The sequence below is a fragment of the Kitasatospora sp. YST-16 genome, assembly GCF_026802215.1.
Lineage (GTDB): Bacteria > Actinomycetota > Actinomycetes > Streptomycetales > Streptomycetaceae > Kitasatospora > Kitasatospora cineracea.
Map to the genome: position 1 here is coordinate 765,779 of NZ_CP113837.1, position 24,719 is coordinate 790,497.

Below are 24,719 nucleotides of genomic sequence, written 5' to 3' on the forward strand. Positions count from 1 at the left end.
CACGGCCACCCGACTGCCTGCCCCCGCCGGGGAGTTGGGTCCACGCGAAGGGGTCACTCCGAGTCCGTCCTTCCGCTCACTCGACAACTCCCTTTATCGGCAGCATGGTTGACTGCCCGCCGGTCGGCGCTCACCGCTCGGCCGGCCTGCCGCGCAGCAGGACGACCGTCCCCGCGCCCGGCGCGGAGCGGATCTCGGACTCCACGCCGACCTCGGCCAGCGCCCGGCTCACCTGCACCCGCAGGCCGAAGCCGAGCGGCCGGCGGTCCTGGTCGAACCCGCGGCCGTCGTCGCGGACGCTGACCTCCCAACGGCCCAGCCCTGGCGGGGCGTCGGCGTGCACCACGACCTGCCCGGCGGCGGCGTGCGCCCGGACGTTGTGCAGCACCGTCGCCAGCGCCGCCCGCAGCGGACCGGCCACGGCGGGCGGGACGGGCACGTCGGCGGCCAGGTCGACGGCGTAGTCGATCGGCAGGTCGGTGAAGCCCTCCCCGGCCTGCCGCACCAGCTCCGCCAGCATCACCTCCGGCCGCTCCCCGACCGGCAGACCGTCCTCGGCCCGACCGCCGTCAGCCCGACCGCCGTCGGCCGGACAGGCGCCGGTCAGGTCGGCGTCGGACTGCTCCAGGAAGTGCCGCACCCGGGCCGCCCCGGCGGCCGCCTGTCGGCGCAGCACCTCCACCAGGCCCGGTTCCAGGCCGGGTTCGGCCAGCAGCCGCATGATGGTGATCTGGTCGTGCAGCAGCAGCCGGTGCCGGTCCCGTTCGGCCTCCGCGGCCAGCACCGCGGCCTGCCGGCGGGCCTCGTCGGCGTCCCGGCCCAGGCGGCGGACGAACGTCGCGGAGGACCGGGCGGCGACCGCGAACACCAGGTAGCCGATCAGGTTGCTGGCCGCCGTGGAGGCGTGCGCGTGCGACAGGACGACGCCGGGCACCGCGTACGCCGCGGCGACCGCGGCCGTCGCGGCGGCGGTCTGCCCGCGGGTCGGGAGGCCGATCGCCGCACCGAACACCGCGTTCACGCTGAGCGCGCCACCCCAGGCCGTCCAGGTGCCCACCCAGTCCTCGGGGGCCAGGTACCAGGGCTGGGCCAGCAGCACGGCCATCGCCACCGCCACGTCGGCCCACGCCCACCCGCCCGCCGGGTACTGCCGCCGGCGCACCGCCACCACGCACATGGCCAGCGACTGCGCGAACGCGACGGCCATCAGCAGCCCGTCCAGCACCGGGTCCGTCGCCCGGGCCGTCCCGCGCGGGGCGGCCGGCAGGATCTCCAGCAGCGTCCCGGCCCGCATCAGCACGAACGCGATCACCACGGCGAGTTCCGCCCCCGCCGCCGTGGTCGACAGCCCCCCGGAACCGGGCCACGGCCGCCACGGCCGCCACCCCCGCAGCGAGCTCAACGCGCGCAACGCGCACAACGCCCCGCGCACGGCCGCAGCGGGGGGCGAGGGCATGGGCGAGGACATGGGCGCAGGCGGTACGGGCACAGGCGGTACGGGCGGTGGCGGGGCGGGCACGGGCCCCATCCTGCCGCAGCCGGGCGGCGGCCGGACCCCGGACGAATCCGGGTTCAGCCCGGCCCGGCGCGCGGCCATGCTGGTCCCCACCACACCGACGGGTACCGGGGGCCCGGCGGGGAGGGAACCGGCCGGTGCGGGCGGGCGGACGCCCCGCGCACCGCCGGCGGCCGGACCGGCGCATGCGGCCCCGGTCCGGCTGCTCCGTCCGGCCGCTCCGTCCGGCCGCTCCGTCCGATCGCTCCGTCCGGCCGCTTTGTCCGGTCGCTCCGTCCCGCCGCCCGCCCCCTGCCCGTTCCTCGAAGCAAGGAGCAACTCCCTTGGGACCACTCGCCAGTTGGCGCGCCGTCACCGCCGTCCTGCCCCGCCGCACCGCGCTGCGCCTGCTCGGCGCGTCCGCCGTCACCGCCGCGCTCGCCGCGTGCAGCGGGAAGTCCCTGCCGGGCTCGGGCGGTGCGGGCATCGGCGTGGTCGCGCTGGGCAAGTTCGCGGCTGGCACCTGGAAGGTCTCCGCCCCCGGCGCGCACTACCACGACGCCACCCTCACCGTGACCGAATCCGGCACCTGGACGGGCGAGTTCGTCGACGAGCCGGACCAGGACCCGACCAGCAGGTCCGGCACCTGGTCGCTGGCCGGGCAGCGCCTCCAACTCACCGTCGACGACGGCGGCGGCACCGCCGCCGACGTGCCGGCCGACGTGGCGGGCGACGCCTCGGCCGCCTTCACCTGGACCTACCGGGGCCGCGAGAAGTACCCGGACCGGATCCAGGCCCGCTACACGGCCGAGTCCGGCACCCTGACCCTGACCGTCGGCCCCGCCGACTCCCGCCCGCAGAAGCCGCTGACCATCACCGCCGTCCGCAGCTGACCTCCCCCGGCGGGTGGGGTGCGCGGGCCGGAGCCGGACGGGGTGCTAGAAATCCCTGGTGGACGATCCCCTCGAACCCCCGGCCCTGCGCGCCTTCGTGGCGCTCGCGCCGCCCGACGAGGCCAAGGACGAACTGGCCCGGGCGCTGCGGCCCGCGTACGACGCGTACCCCGGGCTGCGCTGGAACCGGATCGAGGACTGGCACATCACGCTGGCGTTCCTCGGTGAACTCCCGTCCACCGCCGTCCCGTTGCTGCGTACGGTGCTGGCCGGGACGGCGGTCGGGCAGCCCGCCCTGCGGCTGGGCCTGCGGGGCGGGGGCCACTTCGACGGGCGGCTGCTGTGGAGCGGGGTGGACGGGGACCTGGCGGGCCTGCACCGGCTGGCCGACGAGGTCCGGTCCCTGGTGCGCGCCCAGGGCATCGGCTTCCGGGACCGCCCGCTGCACCCCCACCTGACGCTGGCCCGGGCCCGCCGCGACGACGCCACCGCCGTCCCGGCCAGCGCGGCCGTGCTGGCCGGCTTCACCGGCCGGAGCTGGTGGACCGCCCGCCTCCACCTGGTCGGCAGCAACACCGCCCGCGGCCCGGGCCCGATCCGCTACCGGGACATCGAGTCCTGGCCCTTCACCACCACCACCTCCTAATGTTGTTGTCAAGCAGCTGATGTGACGGGGAGTGCATGCTCGTAGTGCTTCCCGTCACGAATGAGGGCCCAGAGGACGTTGACGCGTCGTCGGGCCAGGGCGAGGACGGCCTGGGTGTGTCGTTTGCCTTCGGCTCGCTTGCGTTCGTAGAAGCGGCGGGACTCCTCGCAGCTGCGGATGCTGATGAGGGCGGAGGTGTAGAAGACGCGCTGCAGGCCTCGGTGATAGCGCCGGGGGCGGTGCAGGTTGCCGCTGATGTTGCCGAAGTCGCGGGGCACCGGGGCGACTCCGGCGAAGCTGGCGAGGCGGTCGGCGCTGCCGTAGCGGCTCATGTCGCCGGCCGTGGCGGCCAGGAACTCGGCGCCCAGCAGCGGGCCGATGCCGGGCATGCCGGCGATCACTTCGGCGAGGTCGTGGTCGCGAAACCGGGCCGCAATGAGCTTGTCGATCTCGGCGATCTGCTCATTGAGGCCCATCACCTCCTTGGCCAGGGTGTGGATCACCTGCGCGGCGATCTTCTCCCGGGAAGGCTGGTGTGCTGGCGCTCGGCCGCCTCCAGGGCGGCCCGGGCCAGGGTGTCGGCGCCGCGGACCTTGCGGTTGCGCAGCCAGGTCTCCAGCCGGCCGCGGCCGGTCCGGCGCAGGGCGGCCGGGGTCTGGTAGCCGGTCAGCAGGACCAGCGGACCGACATTGCCCAGGTCCAGGACCCGCTCCAACGCCGGGAAGATGCTGGTGAGTTGGCCGCGCAGCCGGTTGATCCTGCGGGTGCGGTCGGCGGTCAGGTCGGAGCGCCGGTCGGTCAGGATCCGCAGTTCGACGGCGTGCTCGTCGTCGGGCCGGATGACGGCCAGGTCCCGGCGCATCCGGGCCTGGTCGGCGATGACGACGGCGTCCTTCGCGTCGGTCTTGCCCATGCCCCGGTAGCCGGCCGAGGCGCGGTTGACGGCCAGGCCGGGTATGTAGACCAGCTGCTGGCCGTGGTTGAGGAGCACGTTGACCAGCAGGGCTGCCATGCCGTCGGCGACATCGACCGCCCAGAGAACGTCCTCGTCCAGCGCCAGCACGTCGGCGAGCAGGTCCAGCAGTTCCGGCTCGTCGTTCAGGACCCGGCGCGAGAGCAGCTTCCTGCCCCCGGTATCCAGGACCACGCAGTGGTGGTGGGTCTTGCCGATGTCCGTGCCCGCCCAGATCTGGGCCACCTGCTCCTCCGGTCGTTCGATGCGCGCTGTTCGTCCGGACGACCTCGCCGGCGTGGTCCTACTCAGCGGTGCACCCGAGGGGCCCGCAGCTCCTAATCAGCGGTCGAGTCGTCGTGAGACGCCGGGCGGCCAGGTGATGGGAGCCATCGCGTGCAACCGCCTGAAAGCCATACCCGGCGCCTCTGGATCTCTGGACCTTACGACGGCCCGTCCAACCCACCAACAACGTAGGACCGCCTGACACCGGCCGCCCTCCTGGCCCGTACTGACGCGGCATCAACCCCCGTGCTCCGCCATGCACCCCGCCCCGTCCACCACCTCGTTCGCCGCCTCGTTCACCGCTCCGCGAACGTTTCAGCGCCCCGCGCGGGCCCAGGAGCTGCGGGGACGTCCGGCGGCCCGGGCCGCGGATTGACAGGTCCGCCGCCCCTTCCCACCATGGGAGCGCTCCCAAGCGCCGGCCGCCGCGGCACCGTACGCCGCCCGGCCGTCCCCCGTCCCCGTCCGGCTCGGTGGCCTCCGTGGCGTGGCCCCGAGCCGGCGCCCCACCCGGGAGGAACCACCCCCATGCTGTTCCGCAGGAGATCCGCCGGGCTGCGCCGCCCGCTCGCCGCGACGGTCTCGGCCGCCCTGGCCGTGCTCGCGGCGGCGCTGCCGCTGTCCGCCCCCGCCGCCGCTGCGGACCCCGCCCCCGCCGCGGACACCACCGTCACGGTGAACGCCGCCGCGGGCCTGGGCACCGTCGGCCAGGCCGCGCTCGGCGCCAACACCGCCATCTGGGACTCGCACATGAACGACCCCCAGGTCGCCTCGCTCTACCGGGACGCCGGGATCGGCGCGCTGCGCTACCCGGGCGGCTCGTACGCGGACATCTACCACTGGATCGACAACAGCGCGCCGGGCGGCTACGTCGCCCCGGGCACCGGCTTCGACGCGTTCATGGGGACGGTGCAGGCCACCGGCGCCCAGCCGATCCTGATCGCCAACTACGGCTCGGGCACCGCCCAGGAGGCCGCGGACTGGGTCCGGTACGCCAATGTCACCAAGGGCTACGGCGCGAAGTACTGGGAGATCGGGAACGAGATCTACGGCAACGGCGTCTACGGCAGCGGCTGGGAGAACGACACCCACGCCGACAAGACCCCGGACCAGTACGCCCGGGAGGTCAAGGCGTACGCCGCGGCGATGAAGGCCGTCGACCCGACGGTGAAGATCGGCGCGGTGCTCACCATGCCCGGCAACTGGCCGGACGGCATCGTCGCGGGCGGCGACAGCGGCGACTGGAACCACACCGTGCTGGCCGCCGTCGCGCACGACGTCGACTTCGTCAGCGTCCACTGGTACCCGAACGCCGGCGGCGGCGACGGGGCGCTGGCCGCCGTCCGGCAACTGCCCGGCGAGCTGCGCGAGGTGCGCAACCTGCTGGACCGGTACGCGGGCGCCGACTCGGCGAAGATCGGCATCGCCATGACCGAGGTCAACTCCGAGTCCGGCAACGGCGCCCTCACCAGCCGCCCGAACGGCCTGTTCGCGGCGGAGGCGATGAGCACCGCGCTGGAGAACGGCGTCTTCACCGTCGACTGGTGGGACACCCACAACGGCGTCGGCCCGATCACCACCGTCGGCGACGAGACCGACTACGGCGACATGGGCATGCTGTCCAGCGGCGCCTGCAACGGCAGCGTCTGCGAACCGGCCGTGAACACCCCGTTCGCGCCGTACTACGGCATCAAGGCGCTCGGCGCGCTCAGCGACCCGGGCGACACCATGGTGGCCTCCGCCGCCTCCGGCCCCGAGGTCTCCTCGCACGCGGTGCTGCGCGCCGACGGCGACCTCAGCGTGCTGCTGCTGAACAAGAACGCCACCGCCGCCCGCACCGTGGACCTGCGCTACCTGGGCTTCACCGCCGGGACCGCCGCCCCCGCGGTGCAGCGCTGGGCACCCGGTGACACCGGCCTGGTCGACGCCACCGGCACCGCCACCGCCACCTCGGCGACCCTCGCCCCGTACTCGCTCACCGTGCTGACCGTGCACCCCGCGGCCGGCACCGGCTCCGCCGCCGCCACCGTCGGCGCCCCCGGCACCCCGCGCACCACCGCCGTGGACGCCGCCACCGCCACCCTGAGCTGGCCGGCCGCGACCGGCGCCGTGGACCGCTACGAGGTCTACGAACAGCTGGGCACCACCGTCCAGTTGCTCGGCTCGTCCACCGGCACCTCGGCCACCCTCTACAACCTGCCGCCGGGCTCCCGGCACACCGTCAACGTGCTGGCCCGCGACCAGGCCGGCCACCTCTCCCGGCCCTCCGTCCCGCTCACCTTCACCACCGGCACCCCCGCCACCAGCACCTGCACCGTCTCGTACCAGGTGACCAGCGGCTGGGGCAACGGCTTCGTGGCCGACGTGGTGGTGAACAACCTCGGCCCGGCGGACCTGAACGGCTGGACCGTGGACTTCGACTGGCCCTCCACCGGACAGTCCGTCAGCTCCTGGTGGAACGCCGACATCACCTCCACCGGCCAGCACGTCCGGGTCACCAACGGCCAGTACAACGCCCACCTGGCGCCGAACGGCGGCAGCTCCGCCGAGTTCGGCTTCGTCGGCGCCAACAACGGCGCCAACCCGTCCCCGACGGTGTTCCGCCTGAACGGCACGGTCTGCCGCACCGTCAGCTGACCTTCCCCGCAACGGCGTTCCGCTCCGGCACCTGAGTACCCGTACTCAGGTGCCGGTGTCCGTGCCGAACGATACTGTTCGCACACGTCTGGAAGCCGTCACGCCGGGAGCCCGCTCCCGGCGCCACCGAGGGGGAACACCACCATGAAGCGCACCCGTCTCGCCGCGACCGCCGCTGCCGCCGCCGTGCTCACCGCCACCGCCGTCACCACGGCCTCCGCCGACTCGCCCTCCCCCGCCGCCACCGCCCACGGCACCCCGGGCACCGGCCAGGTCATCCCTTACCCGGGCCCCGACGGCCTGATCTGGATCCCCGAGTGGATCGGCGACGGCGGCGCCGTCACCGGCGGCGCCAACCCCGCCGGCCTCCCCGTCACCGTCACCCTCGCCTGCCTCACCACGGACGCCCCCGCCGAGGCCCGCGTCACCTTCACCGCCCAGTACGGCGACCCCACCCCCGTCACCTTCACCACCCCCTGCCTCCCCGGCACGACCACCACCGCCACCACCACCGTCACGCCCGAACAGGGCCGCTCCTTCTACGTCGGCGTCCAGACCTCCACCCCGGACGTCCACTGGGGCCTGACCGTCAGCCAGCCGGAGTCCTGACCCCCGCGGCCCGCGCTCCGGGGCTCGGCCGCCCCGCCGCCCTGCCGCACCGCCGCCTCGCCGCCTCGCCGCACCGGTTCCCGCCCGGGGCCGGGCGGCCGGGCCCGGAGCGCCCCGGATACCTTCCTCCCAGGAGAGAACCACCCGCAGCCCGGCGGGGGCCAGGAACCCGAGGAGAGCAGACCGGACATGACAGCCAGCGACCCGGCGGACACCCCCGCACCTCCCGCATCCCCCGCACCTCCCGCACCTCCCGCCTCCCCCGCGCCCCGGCGCGTCCTGCTGCTGCTCTGGGCGGTCACCGCCACCGCGTACGCCCTCGACCTGGCCAGCAAGATCGCGGTGGTCGCCGGACTCGAGGGCCGCGCGCCCGTCCACCTGATCGGCGACTGGCTGGTGCTGCAGGCCCAGCGCAACTCCGGCGCCGCGCTCGGCATCGGCGAGACCACCACCATCGTCTTCACCCTGATCGCCACCGCCGTCTCCGTCACCGTCGTCCGCCTCTCCCGCCGCCTGGCCAGCACCCCCTGGGCGATCGCCCTCGGCCTCCTGCTCGGCGGCGCCCTCGGCAACCTGACGGACCGCCTCTTCCGCTCCCCCGGCCACCTCCAGGGAGCCGTCGTCGACTTCATCGCCGTCAACGACTTCAGCGTGATGAACCTCGCCGACTGGTCCCTCACCTGCGGCTGCGCCCTCGCCGTCCTCCTCTCCTTCCGCAACACCCCCATGAGCACCGCCCCCGCCCCTGCCCCCGCCGCCGCCCCGACCGAGTCCTGACCGACCGGTCCGGACGACCGTGCCCCGGGCCGTCACGAATCCCGGTAGCGGCAGACCGTCTGCGCTGCCAGAGTGCCCCGGTGCTGAACGAATCCGATGTACTCGAAGTGCTGGACCTGCTCAAGAGCGCGGGGGCGGCGGCCTGGGTGGACGGCGGCTGGGGCGTGGATGCCCTGATCGGGGAGACCACCCGCATCCATTCGGATCTCGATCTGGTCGTCCTGTCGGACCAGCTCGACGTGGTGCGGGACGCTCTGTTCGAAGCCGGGTTCACCGAGGTCCTGCGGGACTGGCTTCCCACCGCGCTGGCCGTCACGGACAGTGCCGGCCGGGAGATCGACCTGCACCCCGTGCTCGGGTCCGCCCGCGAAGGCGGACAGCAACTCCTCCCGGACGGTGGACGGTTCCACTACCCGGCTCCGGTGACCGGGACCATCGGCGGACGCCAGGTGCTGTGTGTCGACGCGGCAACGCAGGTGCGGTGCCACCTCGGCTACGAAGCCACGGCCAAGGACCGCCAGGACATGGAACGGCTGCACGCCGGCACGGGAGTGGAGCTTCCCCCCGATTACACACCTTCGCCGTGAAAGGCCGTTGTTCCGCCCGTCAGGACAGTCCGAGTCCGATCGGGGCCGGCCGCAGTGGCTGACCGTTCAACTGGTCGATCACCTGTGCCACGCCGTCGGCGCTCTCGGCCCAGGGCACCCGGAGAGGGTGCCACCAGGGTTCGTCGTCCCACGGGCGGGCGGTCAGGCCGTCGTTCTCGGTCGCGACGTCCATGCGGGTCTGCCAGCGGTCCACGATTCCGCTCACCGGCAGTGGGGACTGCTCGGGGAGGAGAGTCACCCAAGTGCTCAGCCCGTTGTGGCAACGCAGGGACTCGGCGAGGTCGCCGGGCAGTTGGATGCCGAGGACCCGTTCCGCGTCCCGGACCTCGTCCGCTGTCGCCGGCGGGTTGAGCACCGCGAGGCCGGAAGCCGAATGCACCGCCAGCCAGGCATCGATCCGGCGCCACGACTCCGACGGGGGCAAGATCTGCTGGCTCATGGCGCCATCCTGCCTCACACGTCCGACGCGGCGGGCCGAGGACTCGGATGCGTGCTCCGGCGGCGAACCGACGGGTCGAGCGGCGGCCGTTACCGACGTCGTCTGCAACCTGCTCTCCTGATCTTGGCTGTTTTCGCAGGTCACGAGCGTATGAGGGGCACTCGGCGCCCTGGCCTCGGGGCTCTTGGCCCGCTGCCTCGGTAGCCGTTCATGACACCGGCGCGTCCCAGGGGCCCCGCTCCGTGCCCGGGCTCGGAGGCTCGCGGATCAAGAAGAGGTCGGCCCGGATCGCACCGGACCGGGGTGGCCCGGAACCGCCTTGTGCAGCGGCGTTCAGGCTTCGTCGGGAGCCGGAGCCGGAGTCCGAGTCGGGGTCGGAGTCGGGGTCGGGGTGGGGCGGGGTCCAGTGGCCGGGGAGAGGGTGGCGGCGGCGAGGGTGAGGAGGAGGACCGGGAGCATGGCGGTGCGCAGGCCGCGGTGGTCGCCGAGGAAGCCGAGGGACGGGGGGCCCGCGAGCAGGGCGACGTAGCCGATCCGGGAGGTGAAGGTGATCCGGGCGGTGGTGTCGGGGCCGGATTCGCCGGCGGCGGAGAGCGCCAGCGGGAAGCCGAGGGAGGTACCGAGGCCCCAGAGCAGGACGGCGCAGCCCGCGGCGGTCGGGGAGTCGGCGAAGGAGACCAGGGCGATGCCGATGGCGGTGAGCAGTGCGCCGCTGCCGAGCATCACGGGCCGGCCGAACCGGGCGACGGCGGGGCCGCCGGCGAAGCGTCCGGCGGCCATGGCGGCGGCGAACCCGGCGTAGACCAGCGAGCCGAGGCTGGCCGGCATGTCGTGGCCGTCGACCATCAGCAGCGGCAGCCAGTCGGTGGCGGCGCCCTCGGCCAGCGTCATGGCGAACACCACGCCGCCGATCATCAGCAGTCGCGGGTCGAGGGCGGGCCGCCGTCCTGCCGGCGCCGGGGCGGCGGGATCGACGGTGGCGCGGCCGAGGCCGGGCCGTAGGCCCGGGAGGGCGAGGACGAACAGGGCGGACGTCAGGAGCAGGACGGCGGCCAGGTGCCAGGGGACGGGGAGTCCGATCGCCGCGCCGCCCGCGCCGAGGGCGGCGCCGAGCAGGGTGCCCAGGCTGTAGCAGCCGTGCAGGGCGGGCAGGACGGGGCGGCCGTACGCGCGTTCCACGTCGGCGCCGTCGACGTTGCTGGCGACTTCCGACAGGCCCATGCCCGCGCCGATCAGCAGCAGGCCGAAGGCGACCAGCGGCGCGGAGGAGCGGGCCGCGCCGAGCGCCGTGGTGCCCGAACTGGCCAGCACCAGAGCCATGCCGGTGATGACGACGGGCCGGGTGGAGAACCGGGCCACCAGGGCACCGGCCACCAGGATGCCGAGCATCGAGCCGATCGACATCCCGAAGAGCACCAGGCCCATCTCGGCGGTGGAGGCGTCGAGCCGGTCGCGGACGTCGGGGGTCCGGGTGACCCAGGTGGCGAGCGCGAACCCGGGTATCCCGAAGCACAGTTGCAGGGCCCGGCGGTGCCGGCGGACCGCCGGGTCCGGCAGCCGACGCTCCGGACGGACCGGGCGCTCCGGGCGGACCGGGCGCTCCGGGCGCTCCGGGCGCTCCGGGCGGACCGGGGGCTCAGGGTGCTCCCGGCGGACGCGTGCCTTCGGACGGATGCTGAACGCCGGGCGCACGCTGAACGCCGGGCGGACGCGGGGCTGTTGGCGGACGCGGGGTGCCGGGCGGGACTCCATCGGGACGCGGGCCTCCGGAACGGAACAAAGGGCGGAACGAACGAAGGAAGGGCCGGAACCGGGCGGGGCGGCCCGGCCGGGATGGTTGGCGTACCCACGCACCCTAGCCGCGCCCCGGCCCGCCCCTCCGCGCGGGGCGGAACCCCGGCTTCCGGTGCGGGGCCGCCCCCGCTCCGACGTGCCGGTTCGGGGGCGGCGGCGAGCGCCGAAATGGGAGAGCGCTCTCCCGCTTGACATGAATTCTGCCAGGTCATCACACTGCTGGGGCGAGAGAGCGCTCTCAGCGCTCCCCTCTCTCTCGCTGCGCGACCGCACACCCCGTTCCCCCACCTGCACGCGCACCCGAGGAGCCGTCAGATGTTCGCGCCACGTCCCCACCTCCGCTGGAGGGCGCCGCTGTGCGCCCTCCTCGCCGTCACCGCCCTGCTGGCGAGCCTGCTGCTCGCCCTGGCCCCGGCACCGACCGCCCACGCCGCCGGGGCGCTGCTCTCGCAGGGTCGGCCCGCCACCGCCTCGTCCACCGAGAACGCCGGCACGCCCGCCTCCGCCGCCGTCGACGGCGACCCCGGCACCCGCTGGTCCAGCGCCGCCGCCGACCCGCAGTGGCTGCAGGTCGACCTCGGCTCCAGCCGGACGGTCGGTCAGGTCGTCCTGCAGTGGGAGGCCGCGTACGCGAAGGCGTACCAGATCCAGACCTCGGACGACGGCGCCAACTGGACGAGTGTCTACTCCACCACCACCGGCACCGGCGGCACCCAGACCCTCGACGTCACCGGCACCGGCCGCTACGTCCGGGTGTACGGCACCCAGCGCGCCACCCAGTACGGCTACTCGCTCTGGGAGTTCCAGGTCTACGGCGCCGCGCCGAGCAGCTGCGGGACGTCGAACGCCGCGCAGGGCCGCCCGGCCACCGCCTCGTCCGCCGAGAACGCCGGGACGCCCGCCTCGGCCGCCGTCGACGGCAACGCCGGCACCCGCTGGTCCAGCGCGTTCGGCGACCCGCAGTGGCTGCAGGTCGACCTCGGCTCCAGCCGGACCGTCTGCCGGGTCCAGTTGCAGTGGGAGACCGCGGCCGCGAAGGCGTACCAGATCCAGACCTCGGACGACGGCGCCAACTGGACGAGTGTCTACTCCACCACCACCGGCACCGGCGGCACCCAGACCCTCGACGTCTCCGGCACCGGCCGCTACGTGCGGATGTACGGCACCGCCCGCACCACCGCGTACGGCTACTCGCTCTGGGAGTTCCAGGTCTTCACCACCGTGGACGGCAGCAACTCGCCCTCCCCCAGTCCGAGTTCGAGCAGCACGCCGCCCGCCGACCCGTTCTGGGGCGACACCGGCGGCATTCCGGCCGCGAAGAACGTGCTGACGGTGAAGGTGCTGAACCGCACCAACGGCGCCTATCCGGACAGCCAGGTGTACTGGAGCTTCAACGGCCAGGTGCACTCGATCGCCGAGCAGCCGTACCTCGACATGCCCGCCAACTCCTCCGGCCGGATGTACTTCTCCCTCGGTTCGCCGACCAGCAAGTACGCCGACTTCATCGAGTTCACCGTCGGCCCGGACGTCTTCAACGGCAACACCACCCGGGTGGACGCCTGGGCGCTGCCGCTGGCGATGCGGCTGCACGCCGCCGACGGCTACGACGTGCAGGTCGGTGACGCCCGGTCGGTGTTCGACGAGAGCCGGGCGCAGCTGTTCCAGGACTTCCAGGACGCCGTGCCGCAGGAGTTCAAGGTGCTGGCGCAGACCGAGGCCCCGTACCGGATCATCGCGCCGGGCAGCGACCCGAGCTTCCGGACCGGCGGGGTGAACGCCGACTACTTCACGGCGTACGCGAGTTCGGTCGGCGTCAACGAGTCCACCTCGAACATCTTCGGCTGCGCGGGCAGCATGGCCGCCGACCCGGGCATGTGCTCGGCGCTGAACCGGCACGTCGCCACGCTGCCGCAGTCGCAGTGGTCCGACCCGACGAAGTACTACGCGGCGGGCCCGGCCAACTACTACGCCGAGTTCTGGCACGACCGCGCGATCGACGGCCTGGCGTACGGCTTCCCGTACGACGACTACGCCGGCCAGTCCTCGTACGTCTCGCACGCGAACCCGCAGTGGCTCGAGGTCGCCGTCGGCTACTGAGCCCCGGCGCGTCCCCCACCCCCTGTCCGCGAGGAGAACCGTGAACGCACGTTCGGCACGCCCACCGGGCTCCGCCCCGGTGCCCCGACGCACCGTCAGCACGCTGTGGACGGCGGCCCTCGCCGTCCTGGCCCTGCTCACCACCCTGCTGGTCGCGGGCACGCCCGCCGCGCAGGCCGCACCGACGCTGCTCTCGCAGGGCCGGCCCGCGACCGCCTCGTCCGCCGAGAACGCCGGCACGCCCGCCTCCGCCGCCGTCGACGGCGACAACGGCACCCGCTGGTCCAGCGCCGCCGCCGACCCGCAGTGGCTCCAGGTCGACCTGGGCGCCGCCGCGACGCTCGACCAGGTCGTGCTGCGCTGGGAGACCGCGGCCGCGAAGTCCTACCAGATCCAGACCTCGAACGACGGCGCCAACTGGACGAGTGTCTACTCCACCAGCACCGGCGCGGGCGGCACCGAGACGCTGAACGTCTCGGGCAGCGGCCGCTACGTGCGGATGTACGGGACCGCCCGCACCACCCAGTACGGCTACTCGCTCTGGGAGTTCCAGGTGTACGGCACCGCCGGGACGGGCGGGGGCGGCGCCGCCTGCGGCGCCCAGAACGCCGCGCTGGACCGGCCGGTCACCGCCTCCTCCGAGCAGAGCGCCGCCTTCCCGGCCGCGGCCGCCGTGGACGGCGACGGCGGCACCCGGTGGTCGAGCGCCGCCGCCGACCCGCAGTGGCTCCAGGTCGACCTGGGCGCGGTGCTGCCGGTCTGCCGGGTCTCGCTGGCCTGGGAGGCCGCGTACGCCACGGCGTTCCAGGTGCAGGTCTCCGCCGACGGGGCGAACTGGACGAGTGTCTACTCCACCACCACCGGCACCGGCGGCACCCAGACCCTCGACGTCACCGGCACCGGCCGCTACGTCCGGGTGTACGGCACCGCCCGGGCCACCCAGTACGGCTACTCGCTCTGGGAGTTCCAGGTCTTCACCGGCGGGGGCGGCAGCACCCCGACACCCACTCCGACACCCACGCCCACTTCCCCTGGTGGGAACGGGAGTTGCGGCACCGTCAACGCGGCGCTCGGGCACCCCGCCACCGGCTCCTCCACCCAGGACGCCGACCCGGCGTACGACGCGTTCTACGCGACCGACGGCAGCACGCTGACCCGCTGGTCGAGCGCGGTCGGCGACCCGCAGTGGATCGTGGTCGACCTCGGCGGGAGCCTGCCGGTCTGCCAGGTGGTGCTGCAGTGGGAGAACGCCTATGCCACCGGGTTCCGGATCGAGCTGTCCGACGACAACGCCAAGTGGACGAGTGTCTACTCCACCACCACCGGCACCGGCGGCACCCAGAAGGTCGACGTCACCGGCACCGGCCGCTACCTGCGGCTGTACACCACCGCCCGGGCCACCGGGTACGGCGTCTCGCTCTGGGAGCTGGCCGTGCGCACCGTCGGCGACAAGGCCGTCACCATCCCGCCGCCCGCGCCGAAGCCCGCCCCGGGCAGCTGCCCGTGGCTGAACCGGCCGGACGTGCCGGTCGCCACCCGGGTCGCCCAGCTGATGGGCGCGATGACCCAGGAGCAGAAGGACAAGATGCTGTACGGCGACGGCTCCGACGTCTACATCGGGCAGATCGCCGGGCAGCCCGAGCTGTGCATCCCCGACCTCAACCTGGAGGACGGCCCGAGCGGCGTCGGCGACGGCCTCGGCGGCGTCACCCAGTTCCCGGACGGGGAGGTGTCCGCGGCCACCTTCGACCCGGACTACGTGCACGAGTTCGGCGTCGCGGTCGGCCAGGAGTTCGCCGGCAAGGGCGTGCACGTCTCGCTCGGCCCGACCATCAACATGGTGCGCGACCCGCGCTGGGGCCGGGCCTACGAGACCTTCGGCGAGGACCCGTACCTGAGCGGGCAGATCGCCAGTGCGGACGTCCAGGGCATGCAGAGCCAGGGCGTGATGGCCGAGGTCAAGCACGTCGCCGCGTACAACGTCGAGCAGCCCTCGGCGCCCGGCAACGAGATCGTCGACGCCCGCACCCTGCAGGAGATCTACCTGCCGGCCTTCCAGACCGCGATCGAGAAGGGCGGCGCGGCGGCGCTGATGTGCGGCTACAGCATGGTCAACGGCGAGTACTCCTGCCAGAACCCGGCGCTGGAGAACGTCGCGATGTACCAGCAGGCGGGCTTCCAGGGGTTCATCACCTCGGACTGGGGCGGCATCCACTCCACCGTGCCGTCCGCCAACGCGGGCGAGACGGTCGAGATGCCGTTCAACGGCTTCTTCGCCGCCCCGCTGCTGCAGGCCGTCGCCGACGGCCGGGTGAGCCAGGCGACCTTCGACACCATGGTCTCCCGGGTGCTGACCCAGATGTTCCGCTTCGGCCTGTTCGACAAGGCGCCCAGCGGCTCCAAGACCGCCATCGTCGCCACCCCCGCCCACCGCGCGGTCGCCCTGCGCGGCGCCGAGGAGGGCACCGTGCTGCTCAAGAACAACGGCCTGCTGCCGCTCGACGCCAACGCCGGCCGCTCGATCGCCGTGATCGGCACCCAGGCCGGCCCCGGCACGCTCACCTCCGGCGGCGGCAGCGGCAACGCCACCAGCTCCGGCACCTACACCCCGCTGTACGGCCTCCAGCAGCGCACCGCGGGCACCGGCACCACCGTCGCCTACGACGACGGCACCGACCAGGCCGCGGCGGTCGCCCTCGCCAGGTCCTCGAACGTGGCGATCGTCTTCGCCGCCGACAACTACGGCCACGAGACCGCCGACACCGCCACCCTCGACCTGCCCGGCAACCAGGACGCGCTGATCTCGGCGGTGGCCGCGGCCAACCCGAACACCATCGTGGTGCTCAGCAACAACTCGGCGGTCATGATGCCCTGGCTGAACCAGGTCGCGGGCGTCTTCGAGGGCTTCTACCAGGGCCAGGAGTTCGGCGAGGCCATCGCCGCGCTGCTGTTCGGCGACGTCAACCCGTCCGGGCACCTGCCGATCACCTTCCCCGCCGCGCTCTCCCAGGTCCCGGCGAACACCCCCGCCCAGTGGCCCGGCACCGGCGGCACCGTGCAGTACTCCGAGGGCCTGAAGATCGGCTACCGCTGGTACGACTCCAACAACCTCACCCCGCTCTTCCCGTTCGGCCACGGCCTGTCCTACACCACCTTCGCCTTCTCCGGCCTCCAGGTCGGCCCGCTCAGCGGCGGCACGGCCACCGTCACCGCGACCGTCACCAACACCGGCAGCCGGGTCGGCACCGAGGTCGCCCAGCTGTACGTCGGCGCCCCCGCCGACACCGGGGAGCCCCCGCACCAGCTCAAGGGCTTCCAGCGGATCACCCTGAACCCCGGCGCGTCCGGCACCGTCAGCTTCACCGTGACGGCGCACGACCTGGCGCACTGGGACACCGGCAGCGGCAACTGGACCGCCACGGCGGGCAGTTACCAGATCCTGGTCGGCGACAGCTCCCGGCACCTGCCACTGACCGGCAGCCTCGCCAACCCGGCCACCGTCGTGGCGAACGCGATGGACTGACCGGGGGCCACCCCCGCCGCACGGCCGGGGGCGCCCGCGGGCGCCCCCGGCTCCGGTGCTCCCGACTCCGGCGCTCCCGGCTCCGGTACTCCCGGCCGCAGGGTCAGGCGTTGGGGTCGAACGGGATGCCCGCGGGCATCGCGTGCGCCAGCGCGTACGCGAAGGCGCCGTCGCCGATCTTGATGGTGGCGGCGCCGAAGTCCGCCGACAGCAGCTTGTCGCGGTAGCCGGCGGGGTAGCCGTCCCAGCCGACCAGGCGCGGGTAGAACCAGTTGCCGGTGGCGTTCTCGGCCGGTTCGTCGTTGGCGTTGGCGAACCGGAAGTCGTGGGTGGAGACGCCGTCCTTGTGGTAGACGATCTTCGGGTGGGTGCCGTCGAAGCGGATCGCCGACCGGGCGGCGACCTGGTAGCCGCTGTGCTGGGAGACCGACACGTACTGCACCTGGTCGTCGTGCACCCACACCAGCACGTGCTCCCAGTCGTGCCGGTGCCCGATCGCGGCCGGGCCGAGGGTGGCCTGGTCCTTCTCGAAGTAGCTGGCGTACATCAGGGCGCACCAGCCGTTGTTGCACTTGGTGCGCGAGTAGGTGTTGGAGTCGGCGAGCTGGGCGTAGTCGTGGCAGTGGCCGTTGACGTCGCCGCCGAGCTTGAGCCCCGGGTTGATCGTGCCGTCGGCGCCGATCGCGGCGGTGGCGTAGCAGCCGTCCTTGTCGTAGTCGTACGCCGGGGAGAAGGTCTGGTCCAGCCCCGGGGCGTTCTGCGGCAGCCGGGTCAGCACGCTCGCCCCGGCCGGGGTCGGGAGGGCCACGACGAGCGCCGTCGCGGCGGCCAGCCCGAGCAGGGCCCGGGCCGGGGAACTCGGCTTGCGCATGATGACTCCTGATCGGCCGTCGGATCGGGTACGGGGGCCCGCGCCGGGCGGGCTGATGGGCAGTCAGCGCGGGTGCGGGCACCGCGAATCTAGAGGCGGCGCCCACTTCCGACAAGGCGTGAAATAAGACAGGACCCGGGCACCGCCCCCCGACGGGACGGCAACGTCGACACTCGGGCTCCGGAGGCACTCAGGTACCGGAGGCGCTCGGGCTCCGGCGACGCTCAGGTACCGGCGACGCGCTCCAGCCAGTCGCCGAACAGGGCGCTCTCGTGCGGGGTGAACCCCTCGATCGCAGGCAGGGCGGCGCGCAGGGTCACCGCGGCGGTGGCCGGGACGGAGAGGGCGAGCTCCTGGGGGTCGGCCAGGACGGCGGCCCGGACGGCCTCCCAGGCCAGGTCGGACAGGGTGGTGTCGCGGTCCGCCTCGGGCTGGTCGATCAAGGTGAGGACGACGCCGGTGCCGGCCGCCCGGATCAGGTCGACGGCGCGCCGTTCGGGGACCTTCAGCCGTCCGGCCCGGGCGACCCGGGCGACCCGCTGCCGCAGTATCCGCACCCCGGCGTCGGCGGCGGACCGCCCGTCCGGGCCCGGCGCCATGGTGTGCATCAGCCGGAACAGGGCCGGGTTGACCAGTCCGAAGCCGATGTGCAGGTCCCAGCCGGCGCGCAGGCCGCGCACCGGGTCGTCGTCCGCGTCGACCGGGGGCTTGCGCGCCGTGTAGACGGCGTAGCCGTGTTCGGCGACGGCCTGCAGCAGGCCGTCCTTGTCGCCGAAGAGGCGGTAGATGGTGGGCGCCTGGACGCCCGCGGCGAGCGCCACCGAGCGGGTGGTGACCGCGTCGGGGCCCTCGGCGGCGAGGAGTTGGGCGGCGACCTCGACCAGCCGGGTGCGCACGGCGTCGCGCGAGGTCTGCGGGGGGCGGGGACCGGCATCGTTCACGTTTCCAATGGTATCTCATGTTTGTTATCGATGAATTTCCAGTGCTAACGTAAAAACAGAACCACCGATAACAACAGGAGTGGATCATGATCGTCATCACCGGGGCCACCGGCGCGCTGAACGGCGCCACCGTCGACCACCTGCTGGAACGCCTCCCCGCCGGCGAGATCGCGGTCGCCGTCCGCGAGCCCGCCCGGGCCCGGCGGTTCGCCGACCTCGGCGTCGAGGTCCGCCGCGGCGACTACGCCGACCCGGCCTCCCTGCCCGGCGCCTTCGAGGGCGCCGACCAGCTGCTGCTGGTCTCCGCCAGCGACCCGGGCGCGGACGCCGTCGCCCTGCACCGCACCGCGATCGACGCCGCCGCGGCGGCCGGCGTCGGCCGCATCCTCTACACCAGCCACCAGGGCGCCCACCCCGACAGCGCGTTCAAGCCCGCCCGCGACCACGCCGCGACCGAACTCCTGCTCGCCGGCTCCGGCGTCCCCTGGACCGCGCTGCGCAACGGCTTCTACGCCCACAGCCTGGCCTGGCTGCTCGGACCCTGGCGGGAGACCGGCACCATCACCGTCCCCGCCGACGGCCCGGTCTCCTGGACCGCCCGCGCGGACTCCGCCGAGGCCGCCGCCGCCGTGCTCGCCGACCCCGGCGCCCACGACGGCCCGGTCACCCTCACCGCCCCCGAGGCCCCCACCTTCCAGCAGGTCGCCGAGCTCGCCGGCGAGCTCTCCGGCCGCCCCGTCCGCTGCGTCACGGTCGACCCCGAGGACTGGGTGGCCGGTCAAGTCGCCCAGGGCACACCGGAGTTCATGGCCCGCTTCACCCTCGGCATCTACCTGGCCGCCGCCCAGGGCCGCTTCGCCGGCACCGACCCGCTGCTGCCCGCCCTGCTCCCCCGCGCCCCGCGCACCGTCCGCGACCTGCTCGCCGCCGCCTGAAAACGCACCGGGCCGCCACCCCCTCGGTGGGGGTGGCGGCCTGCGGACGGGGCCGGCGGGGCGTCAGCCCTTGAACGCGGTGGTGCCGTTGGGGGTGCCGAGGCCGGTCGGGCCGTCGTAGCCGGTGCCGGCGGTGCACAGGTAGGACGGCGAGCAGGAGCCGTTCGACCCGGAGGTCACGTCGAAGAGGGAGGAGGTGTGGGCGTAGGGGAAGGAGGCCGGGCTGGAACCGCTGGACGGCGCGCCGCCCAGGGCGTAGACGCCGGCGATGATCGGGGCCGCGGCGCTGGTGCCGCCGTAGACCGCCCAGCCGCTGCCGCCGTAGGTCTGGTAGACGGCGACGCCGGTGGCCGGGTCGGCGACGGCCGAGACGTCGGCGATGGTGCGCTTGCTGCAGCCGGTGTCCTTCTGCCAGGTCGGCTTCGCGTCGTACTTGGAGCAGCCGGAGCCGGTGCCCTCGGTGGAGTTGGTCAGCCAGACGCTCTCCGACCAGCCGCGGGTGTTCGAGGCCCGCTTGAGCGCGGTGCCGCCGACCGAGGTGACGTACTTGGAGGCGGCCGGGTACTGGGCGCCGTACGCGGAGTCGCCGGAGGAGACGGTGATGGCGACGCCCGGGTGGTTGAAGTACGAGGAGTCGTAGGAGGTGTCGGCGGAGGACTCGCCGCCGCCGTAGCTGTTGGAGACGAACTTGGCGCCCAGGCTGACCGCGGTGTTCACCGAGGTGCCGAGGTTGGCCATGGTCGCGCTGCTCGCCTCGACCAGGACGATGTGGGCGTTCGGCGCGATCGCGGAGACCATGTCGAGGTCGAGCGAGATCTCCCCGGCCCAGCCGGAGTTGTTCGCCGGGAGGCTGCTGCCGCCGCTCTGGTTGACCTGCTTGAAGCAGCCGCTGGCCTTGGTGCAGGCGGGCAGCCCGTACTGGGAGCGGTAGACCGCCATGTCCGACTCGGCGTTCGGGTCGTTGTAGGCGTCCACGATGGCGACGGTCATCCCGGCGCCGCCGTTGGCGGGCAGCTTGTAGGCGCTCAGCAGGTCGGCGGGCCCGTAGCCGGACGGGGTGGCGTTCGGGGTGACGCCGAACTGCCGGACCCCCTCCACCGTGCTGGTCACGCGCAGCGCGTGGCAGGCCATGGTGTCGCCGTGGGCGAGGGTGTCGCACGCCCTGACCCAGGACGTGCCGCCCCGGGCGTCCGCCTGCGGGGCGGTGGCCGCGCCCGCCGGGGCGACGGCCGTGAAGGCGGACAGGAGCAGGGCGGCGGTGCCCGCGACGGCGAGGGTCGTACGGCGGGCTGCGGGGGAAGTGCGCATGCGGAGGTGCCTCCTTGGCTGGGGTGACCGGAAGCGGTGCATGCCTCGCCGCGCGAGCGGATGGTGTCCGCCGACACGGCTGGGCAGGGCTCTGCGGCGGGGTTCGGGGCCGCCGTTCGGCCGGGGGTCCGGGAAAGGTCGGACTGGCGTTCGACGGTAGGGGGGCATGCACATGCCCAACAAGGAGTCGGCCCGGATCCGAACCCGCCCTTTACCCAAGCCCCCTGACGCTTGGTCGGTCGACTCCCCTTCGCCTGGGGAACGTTTGCCTCCGCTTCCCGGCCGCCACCGGACGCCCCCGGGCCTGTTACACCGTCACAGTCCGGGAACGGGACCTCCCGCGCCCCTGTCGCCGCCCCGCCGCCGCCTGTCACAGTGGGCCGACGCCGGCCACGGGGGCCCGGCCGAGAACGAGGTGACCCGGATGAGAACACGACTCGCAGGAGCCCTGCTCGCCCTGACCCTGGCCGTCGGCGGCACCGCCCTGACCACCGGCCCGGCAGCCGCCGCCGCACCCCGCACCGCCCCGGTCGCGGCCGTCCAGCAGGCACCCGCCGCCACCACGCCGACCGCGGGCGGCCCGCAGGCCCAGGCGCCGGCCGGCCAACGGGCCCAGGCCACCAACCAGTTGGCGAAGAGCAAGGCGAAGAAAAAGAAGAAGTCCAAGGGCGGCCTGATCGGCGCCCTGCTGGTGGTGCTCCTGGTCGTCGTGGTGGGCGCCGTCCTGCTGTGGCTGATCATCCGCCGGATCCGCCGCCACTGACCCCGCCTCGCGGTCGGGGCGGATTTCCCGTTGCCATTCCGGGCGGCGGTCGAGATGATCTCCGGCCGTGACACATCTCCTGGTCCTGGCGGTCCCGATCCTGGTCGCCGTCCTGATAAGCAACCTGCGGAGCAAGCGCGCCGCCGCCCCGGCCGAACGCACCGCGAAGGAGCCGGCGCTCCGCGCGCCGGTGTCCTTCGACGCCGCCGCGTACGGGCTGGTGCCGCGCGAGGCGCTCGACCCGCGGCGCCCGGGTCCGCCCGCGCCGGAACGGGACCGCCGGCGGTCGCAGGCCGTCGCCGACGCCGCCTGGCAGGGCGACTGGCGCCCGGCCGCGACGCACGTCGCCGCGGCCGGGCACGACTGGGACGAGCGCTGGTCGCGCTTCGAACTGCTGCGCGCGATCGCCCGGCAGGACGACGGGTGGCTGACCGCCTGGCGGGAGGCCGACCCGGGCGACTGCGACGCGGCCGCCCTGGAGGCCGACCTGATGGTCCACCGGGCCTGGGCGATCCGGGGCCGCGGGTACGCGAACGAAGTACCGGCCGAGAACATGGCCCGCTTCCACGCGCTGCTGCCCGCCGCGATCGAGGCCGCCCACCGGGCCGCGCTGCTCGACCCCGGGAACCCGGCGCCGTGGGTGGTGCTGGTGACGGCCGCGCGCGGCGCCCGGTACCAGCCCGACCGCTTCCGGCCGCTGTGGGAGGGCCTGGTGGCCCGCGCCCCGCACCACTACGAGGGCCACTGGCAGGGCATGCAGTACTGGTGCGCCAAGTGGTACGGCACCAACGGGAAGATGATGCGGTTCGCCGAGCAGGCCATGGACGGCGCCCCGCCGCACAGCCTGCTCGCGGGCATCTACCTGCACGCGCTGTCCGAACTGGAGGAGCGCGGCGCCGGGCTCCCGACCGGCCCCGCCGCGAACGCCCGGCTGGCGGCCGCCGCCCGGGCCCTGTCCGCCGCCCGGCCCGAGGACGAGCGGGTCCCGGGTCTGCGCCACCTGCTGGCCCACCGACTGGGCGGGGCCGGGATGCACGCGGAGGCGCTGGAGCAGTTCCGGCTCCTCGGCCGCTGGTGCGGCGCCCAGGTGTGGGCGGACCGGGGCGACCCGGTCGAGGCGTTCCACGCGGCCCGCGCCGAGGCCGTCCTGCGGTCGGGCGCCCAGCCGCTGCCGCCCGAACGGCGGGCGAAGAACACCGACGCCGCCCTGCACTCCTGACCCCTCCCCCACCATCACCGGCCCCGGCCGGCCCCGCCCCTCCCCTCGTCGGTGCCAGTCGGCGGCGGTCGGCGGCGGTCGGCGGCGGTCGGCGGCGGTCGGCGGCCCCGGGTGTTCACCGGGCCGCCACCGGGCTCGGATATCGTGCGCCGGTATCGGAGCGCGTCACCGGGAGGACGGGACAATGGGGAGGTCGGCGGCAGCGGCCGGGCCGGGGGAGCTGGAGCGGCACCTGGGGGTGTTCGACGCGGTGGTGATCGGGCTCGGCTCGATGATCGGCGCGGGCGTCTTCGCCGCGCTCGCCCCCGCCGCGGCCGCCGGCGGGTCGGGGCTGCTGCTCGGTCTGGCGCTGGCCGCGGTGGTCGCCTACTGCAACGCCACCTCCTCCGCCCGCCTCGCGGCCCGCTACCCGCAGTCCGGCGGCACCTACGTCTACGGCCGCGAGCGCCTCGGCGACTTCTGGGGCTACCTGGCGGGCTGGGGATTCGTGGTCGGCAAGACCGCCTCGTGCGCGGCGATGGCCCTCACCGTCGGTTCCTACGTGTGGCCCGCCCGGGCGCACGCGGTGGCGGTCGCGGCGGTGGTCGCGCTGACGGCGGTGAACTACGTCGGCGTGCAGAAGGCCGCCCGGCTCACGAGGGCGATCGTCGCGGTGGTCCTGGCAGTGCTCGCCGCCGTGGTCACCGCCTGCCTGACCGGCTCGGCCGTCGACACCGGCCACTGGAGGATCGGCGCCGACGCCGGGTGGCACGGCGTGCTCCAGGCCGCCGGGTTCCTGTTCTTCGCCTTCGCCGGGTACGCGCGGATCGCCACCCTGGGCGAGGAGGTCCGCGACCCGCAGCGCACCATCCCCCGGGCGATCCCGACCGCGCTCGGCATCACCCTGGTCGTCTACGCCGCCGTCGCGCTCGCCGTCCTCGCCGTCCTCGGCCCCGACCAACTCGCCCGCAGCGCCGCGCCGTTGGCCGACGCCGTGCGCGCCGCCGGGGTGCCGGGCCTAGCCCCGGTGGTACGGGCCGGCGCGGCGGTCGCGGCGCTCGGCTCGCTGCTCGCGCTGATCCTCGGCGTCTCGCGCACCACCCTGGCGATGGCCCGCGACCGCCACCTGCCGCACGTCCTGGCCGCCGTCCACCCGCGCTTCGGGGTCCCGCACCGGGCCGAACTCGCCGTCGGCGCCGTCGTCGCCGTGCTGGCGGCCACTGCGGACGTGCGCGGGGCGATCGGCTTCTCGTCCTTCGGCGTCCTCGCCTACTACGCCGTCGCCAACGCCGCCGCCTGGACCCTCACCCCCGCCGAGGGCCGCCCGCCCCGGGCCGTGCCCGTCCTCGGCGCCGCCGGGTGCGCCGTACTGGCCTTCGCCCTGCCGGCCGCCTCGGTGCTGTGGGGCGCGGCCGTGCTCGCGCTGGGCGCCGCCGCCTACGGGGTGCGGAAGGTGTCGGCGCGCGGCTGAACGCCCGGGCTGCCGGGGGTGGTCGACCGGCCGCTACCGGGCAGCGGGACGGTCGGTCCCGCCGCCGTCCGCACCACTGCCGCCGTCGCCGTCGCCGTCCCCGTCGCCGTCCGCGGCGTCGCTGAGGCCGAGCCGGAGGTGCTCGGTGTGGTAGACGGCCTGGTCGAGGAGTTCGGCGACGTGGTTGTCGTACAGGGCGTAGACGACAGAGCGGCCCTGCCGCTGCCCGACGACCAGGCCGAGGTTGCGCAGCAGGCGGAGCTGGTGGGAGCAGGCGGACTGCTCCATGCCGACCTCGTGGGCGAGTTCGGTGGCGGCGCAGGGGCCTTCGCGCAGGCGGGCGAGGATCAGCAGCCGGGACGGGGTGGCGAGGGCCTGGAGGGTGGTGGCCACCCGGGCGGCGTTGTCCGCGTCCAGGCTGATGCGCGGGACGGCGTTCTTGGCGGGGGCGGCTCCATGACCCATGCGGCAATACTA

Annotated in this window: 19 protein-coding genes and 1 pseudogene; 12 read left to right on the top strand and 8 right to left on the bottom strand. The window is 74.3% G+C overall.

Annotated elements, in window-relative coordinates; all coding sequences use genetic code 11:
* Positions 1–130: 130 nt before the first annotated feature.
* Complete coding sequence (locus OU787_RS03560; protein ID WP_268658509.1) at positions 131–1,315, bottom strand: ATP-binding protein; 1,185 nt, start codon at positions 1,313–1,315, stop codon at positions 131–133.
* Positions 1,316–1,839: 524 nt separating this feature from the next.
* Here OU787_RS03560 and OU787_RS03565 point away from each other — a divergent pair.
* A complete protein-coding gene (locus tag OU787_RS03565; RefSeq protein WP_268658510.1) occupies positions 1,840–2,388 on the top strand; it encodes a hypothetical protein in 549 nt (182 codons plus the stop codon).
* A 58-nt stretch (positions 2,389–2,446) separates the two neighbouring features.
* Positions 2,447–3,034, top strand: coding sequence for an RNA 2',3'-cyclic phosphodiesterase (gene thpR / locus OU787_RS03570; protein WP_268658511.1), 588 nt, complete (start codon positions 2,447–2,449; stop codon positions 3,032–3,034).
* 8 nt (positions 3,035–3,042) lie between these two features.
* Here the strand turns inward: thpR and OU787_RS03575 are convergent.
* Positions 3,043–4,232 (bottom strand): annotated as a pseudogene (locus OU787_RS03575) (IS110 family transposase).
* A 567-nt stretch (positions 4,233–4,799) separates the two neighbouring features.
* On the opposite strand from OU787_RS03575, the gene OU787_RS03580 reads away from it, so the two are divergent.
* From OU787_RS03580 to OU787_RS03595, 4 genes are all read left to right on the top strand, one after another.
* Positions 4,800–6,908: a cellulose binding domain-containing protein gene (locus OU787_RS03580; RefSeq protein WP_268658512.1), complete on the top strand. Its 2,109-nt coding sequence runs from the start codon at positions 4,800–4,802 to the stop codon at positions 6,906–6,908.
* A 144-nt stretch (positions 6,909–7,052) separates the two neighbouring features.
* On the top strand, positions 7,053–7,517 hold the full coding sequence (locus OU787_RS03585; RefSeq protein WP_268658513.1) for a hypothetical protein: 465 nt from the start codon (positions 7,053–7,055) through the stop codon (positions 7,515–7,517).
* A 189-nt stretch (positions 7,518–7,706) separates the two neighbouring features.
* Complete coding sequence (locus OU787_RS03590; protein ID WP_268658514.1) at positions 7,707–8,294, top strand: signal peptidase II; 588 nt, start codon at positions 7,707–7,709, stop codon at positions 8,292–8,294.
* An 80-nt stretch (positions 8,295–8,374) separates the two neighbouring features.
* Positions 8,375–8,881, top strand: a complete 507-nt coding sequence (locus OU787_RS03595) for a nucleotidyltransferase domain-containing protein (RefSeq protein ID WP_268658515.1) — start codon at positions 8,375–8,377, stop codon at positions 8,879–8,881.
* Positions 8,882–8,900: 19 nt separating this feature from the next.
* Here OU787_RS03595 and OU787_RS03600 read toward each other — a convergent pair whose 3' ends face one another.
* Both OU787_RS03600 and OU787_RS03605 read right to left on the bottom strand, forming a co-directional pair.
* Complete coding sequence (locus OU787_RS03600) at positions 8,901–9,341, bottom strand: SMI1/KNR4 family protein (RefSeq protein WP_268658516.1); 441 nt, start codon at positions 9,339–9,341, stop codon at positions 8,901–8,903.
* Positions 9,342–9,674: 333 nt separating this feature from the next.
* Entirely contained in the window at positions 9,675–10,898 is a 1,224-nt protein-coding gene (locus OU787_RS03605; RefSeq protein ID WP_442788621.1) for an MFS transporter, read from the bottom strand.
* Positions 10,899–11,450: 552 nt separating this feature from the next.
* On the opposite strand from OU787_RS03605, the gene OU787_RS03610 reads away from it, so the two are divergent.
* Positions 11,451–13,232: a discoidin domain-containing protein gene (locus tag OU787_RS03610; RefSeq protein WP_268658518.1), complete on the top strand. Its 1,782-nt coding sequence runs from the start codon at positions 11,451–11,453 to the stop codon at positions 13,230–13,232.
* Positions 13,233–13,311: 79 nt separating this feature from the next.
* Complete coding sequence (locus OU787_RS34755) at positions 13,312–16,755, top strand: discoidin domain-containing protein (RefSeq protein ID WP_442788419.1); 3,444 nt, start codon at positions 13,312–13,314, stop codon at positions 16,753–16,755.
* 103 nt (positions 16,756–16,858) lie between these two features.
* Here OU787_RS34755 and OU787_RS03625 read toward each other — a convergent pair whose 3' ends face one another.
* Positions 16,859–17,626 carry an NPP1 family protein gene (locus OU787_RS03625; RefSeq protein ID WP_268658519.1) on the bottom strand — a complete coding sequence of 256 codons (768 nt, stop codon included), beginning with the start codon at positions 17,624–17,626 and terminating at the stop codon, positions 16,859–16,861.
* A 224-nt stretch (positions 17,627–17,850) separates the two neighbouring features.
* On the bottom strand, positions 17,851–18,567 hold the full coding sequence (locus OU787_RS03630; RefSeq protein ID WP_268658520.1) for a TetR/AcrR family transcriptional regulator: 717 nt from the start codon (positions 18,565–18,567) through the stop codon (positions 17,851–17,853).
* Positions 18,568–18,653: 86 nt separating this feature from the next.
* Here OU787_RS03630 and OU787_RS03635 point away from each other — a divergent pair, with 86 nt between their 5' ends.
* Positions 18,654–19,502 (top strand): NmrA family NAD(P)-binding protein, encoded by an 849-nt coding sequence (locus OU787_RS03635; RefSeq protein WP_030463400.1) that lies wholly within the window; start codon positions 18,654–18,656, stop codon positions 19,500–19,502.
* 63 nt (positions 19,503–19,565) lie between these two features.
* Here OU787_RS03635 and OU787_RS03640 read toward each other — a convergent pair whose 3' ends face one another.
* On the bottom strand, positions 19,566–20,810 hold the full coding sequence (locus OU787_RS03640; protein ID WP_268658521.1) for a S53 family peptidase: 1,245 nt from the start codon (positions 20,808–20,810) through the stop codon (positions 19,566–19,568).
* A 424-nt stretch (positions 20,811–21,234) separates the two neighbouring features.
* Here OU787_RS03640 and OU787_RS03645 point away from each other — a divergent pair, with 424 nt between their 5' ends.
* From OU787_RS03645 to OU787_RS03655, 3 genes are all read left to right on the top strand, one after another.
* Positions 21,235–21,573 carry a hypothetical protein gene (locus OU787_RS03645; protein ID WP_268658522.1) on the top strand — a complete coding sequence of 113 codons (339 nt, stop codon included), beginning with the start codon at positions 21,235–21,237 and terminating at the stop codon, positions 21,571–21,573.
* 67 nt (positions 21,574–21,640) lie between these two features.
* Positions 21,641–22,792, top strand: a complete 1,152-nt coding sequence (locus OU787_RS03650; RefSeq protein WP_268658523.1) for a hypothetical protein — start codon at positions 21,641–21,643, stop codon at positions 22,790–22,792.
* A 184-nt stretch (positions 22,793–22,976) separates the two neighbouring features.
* Positions 22,977–24,242, top strand: a complete 1,266-nt coding sequence (locus OU787_RS03655; protein WP_268658524.1) for an APC family permease — start codon at positions 22,977–22,979, stop codon at positions 24,240–24,242.
* A gap of 33 nt (positions 24,243–24,275) precedes the next feature.
* On the opposite strand, the gene OU787_RS03660 is transcribed toward OU787_RS03655, so the two are convergent.
* The gene (locus OU787_RS03660; protein ID WP_268658525.1) at positions 24,276–24,707 is read right to left on the bottom strand and encodes an ArsR/SmtB family transcription factor; all 432 of its coding nucleotides are present in this window, start codon (positions 24,705–24,707) and stop codon (positions 24,276–24,278) included.
* Positions 24,708–24,719 lie beyond the last annotated feature (12 nt).

What these genes read in the sequence shown, in the direction of transcription:
- OU787_RS03645 (WP_268658522.1), top strand. Translation starts at nt 21,235, where the DNA reads ATGAGAACACGACTCGCAGGAGCCCTGCTCGCCCTGACCCTGGCCGTC.
- OU787_RS03635 (WP_030463400.1), top strand. Translation starts at nt 18,654, where the DNA reads ATGATCGTCATCACCGGGGCCACCGGCGCGCTGAACGGCGCCACCGTC.
- OU787_RS03655 (WP_268658524.1), top strand. Translation starts at nt 22,977, where the DNA reads ATGGGGAGGTCGGCGGCAGCGGCCGGGCCGGGGGAGCTGGAGCGGCAC.
- OU787_RS03660 (WP_268658525.1), bottom strand. Translation starts at nt 24,707, where the DNA reads ATGGGTCATGGAGCCGCCCCCGCCAAGAACGCCGTCCCGCGCATCAGC.
- OU787_RS03585 (WP_268658513.1), top strand. Translation starts at nt 7,053, where the DNA reads ATGAAGCGCACCCGTCTCGCCGCGACCGCCGCTGCCGCCGCCGTGCTC.
- OU787_RS03580 (WP_268658512.1), top strand. Translation starts at nt 4,800, where the DNA reads ATGCTGTTCCGCAGGAGATCCGCCGGGCTGCGCCGCCCGCTCGCCGCG.
- OU787_RS03640 (WP_268658521.1), bottom strand. Translation starts at nt 20,810, where the DNA reads ATGCGCACTTCCCCCGCAGCCCGCCGTACGACCCTCGCCGTCGCGGGC.
- OU787_RS03590 (WP_268658514.1), top strand. Translation starts at nt 7,707, where the DNA reads ATGACAGCCAGCGACCCGGCGGACACCCCCGCACCTCCCGCATCCCCC.
- OU787_RS03610 (WP_268658518.1), top strand. Translation starts at nt 11,451, where the DNA reads ATGTTCGCGCCACGTCCCCACCTCCGCTGGAGGGCGCCGCTGTGCGCC.
- OU787_RS03625 (WP_268658519.1), bottom strand. Translation starts at nt 17,626, where the DNA reads ATGCGCAAGCCGAGTTCCCCGGCCCGGGCCCTGCTCGGGCTGGCCGCC.
- OU787_RS03600 (WP_268658516.1), bottom strand. Translation starts at nt 9,341, where the DNA reads ATGAGCCAGCAGATCTTGCCCCCGTCGGAGTCGTGGCGCCGGATCGAT.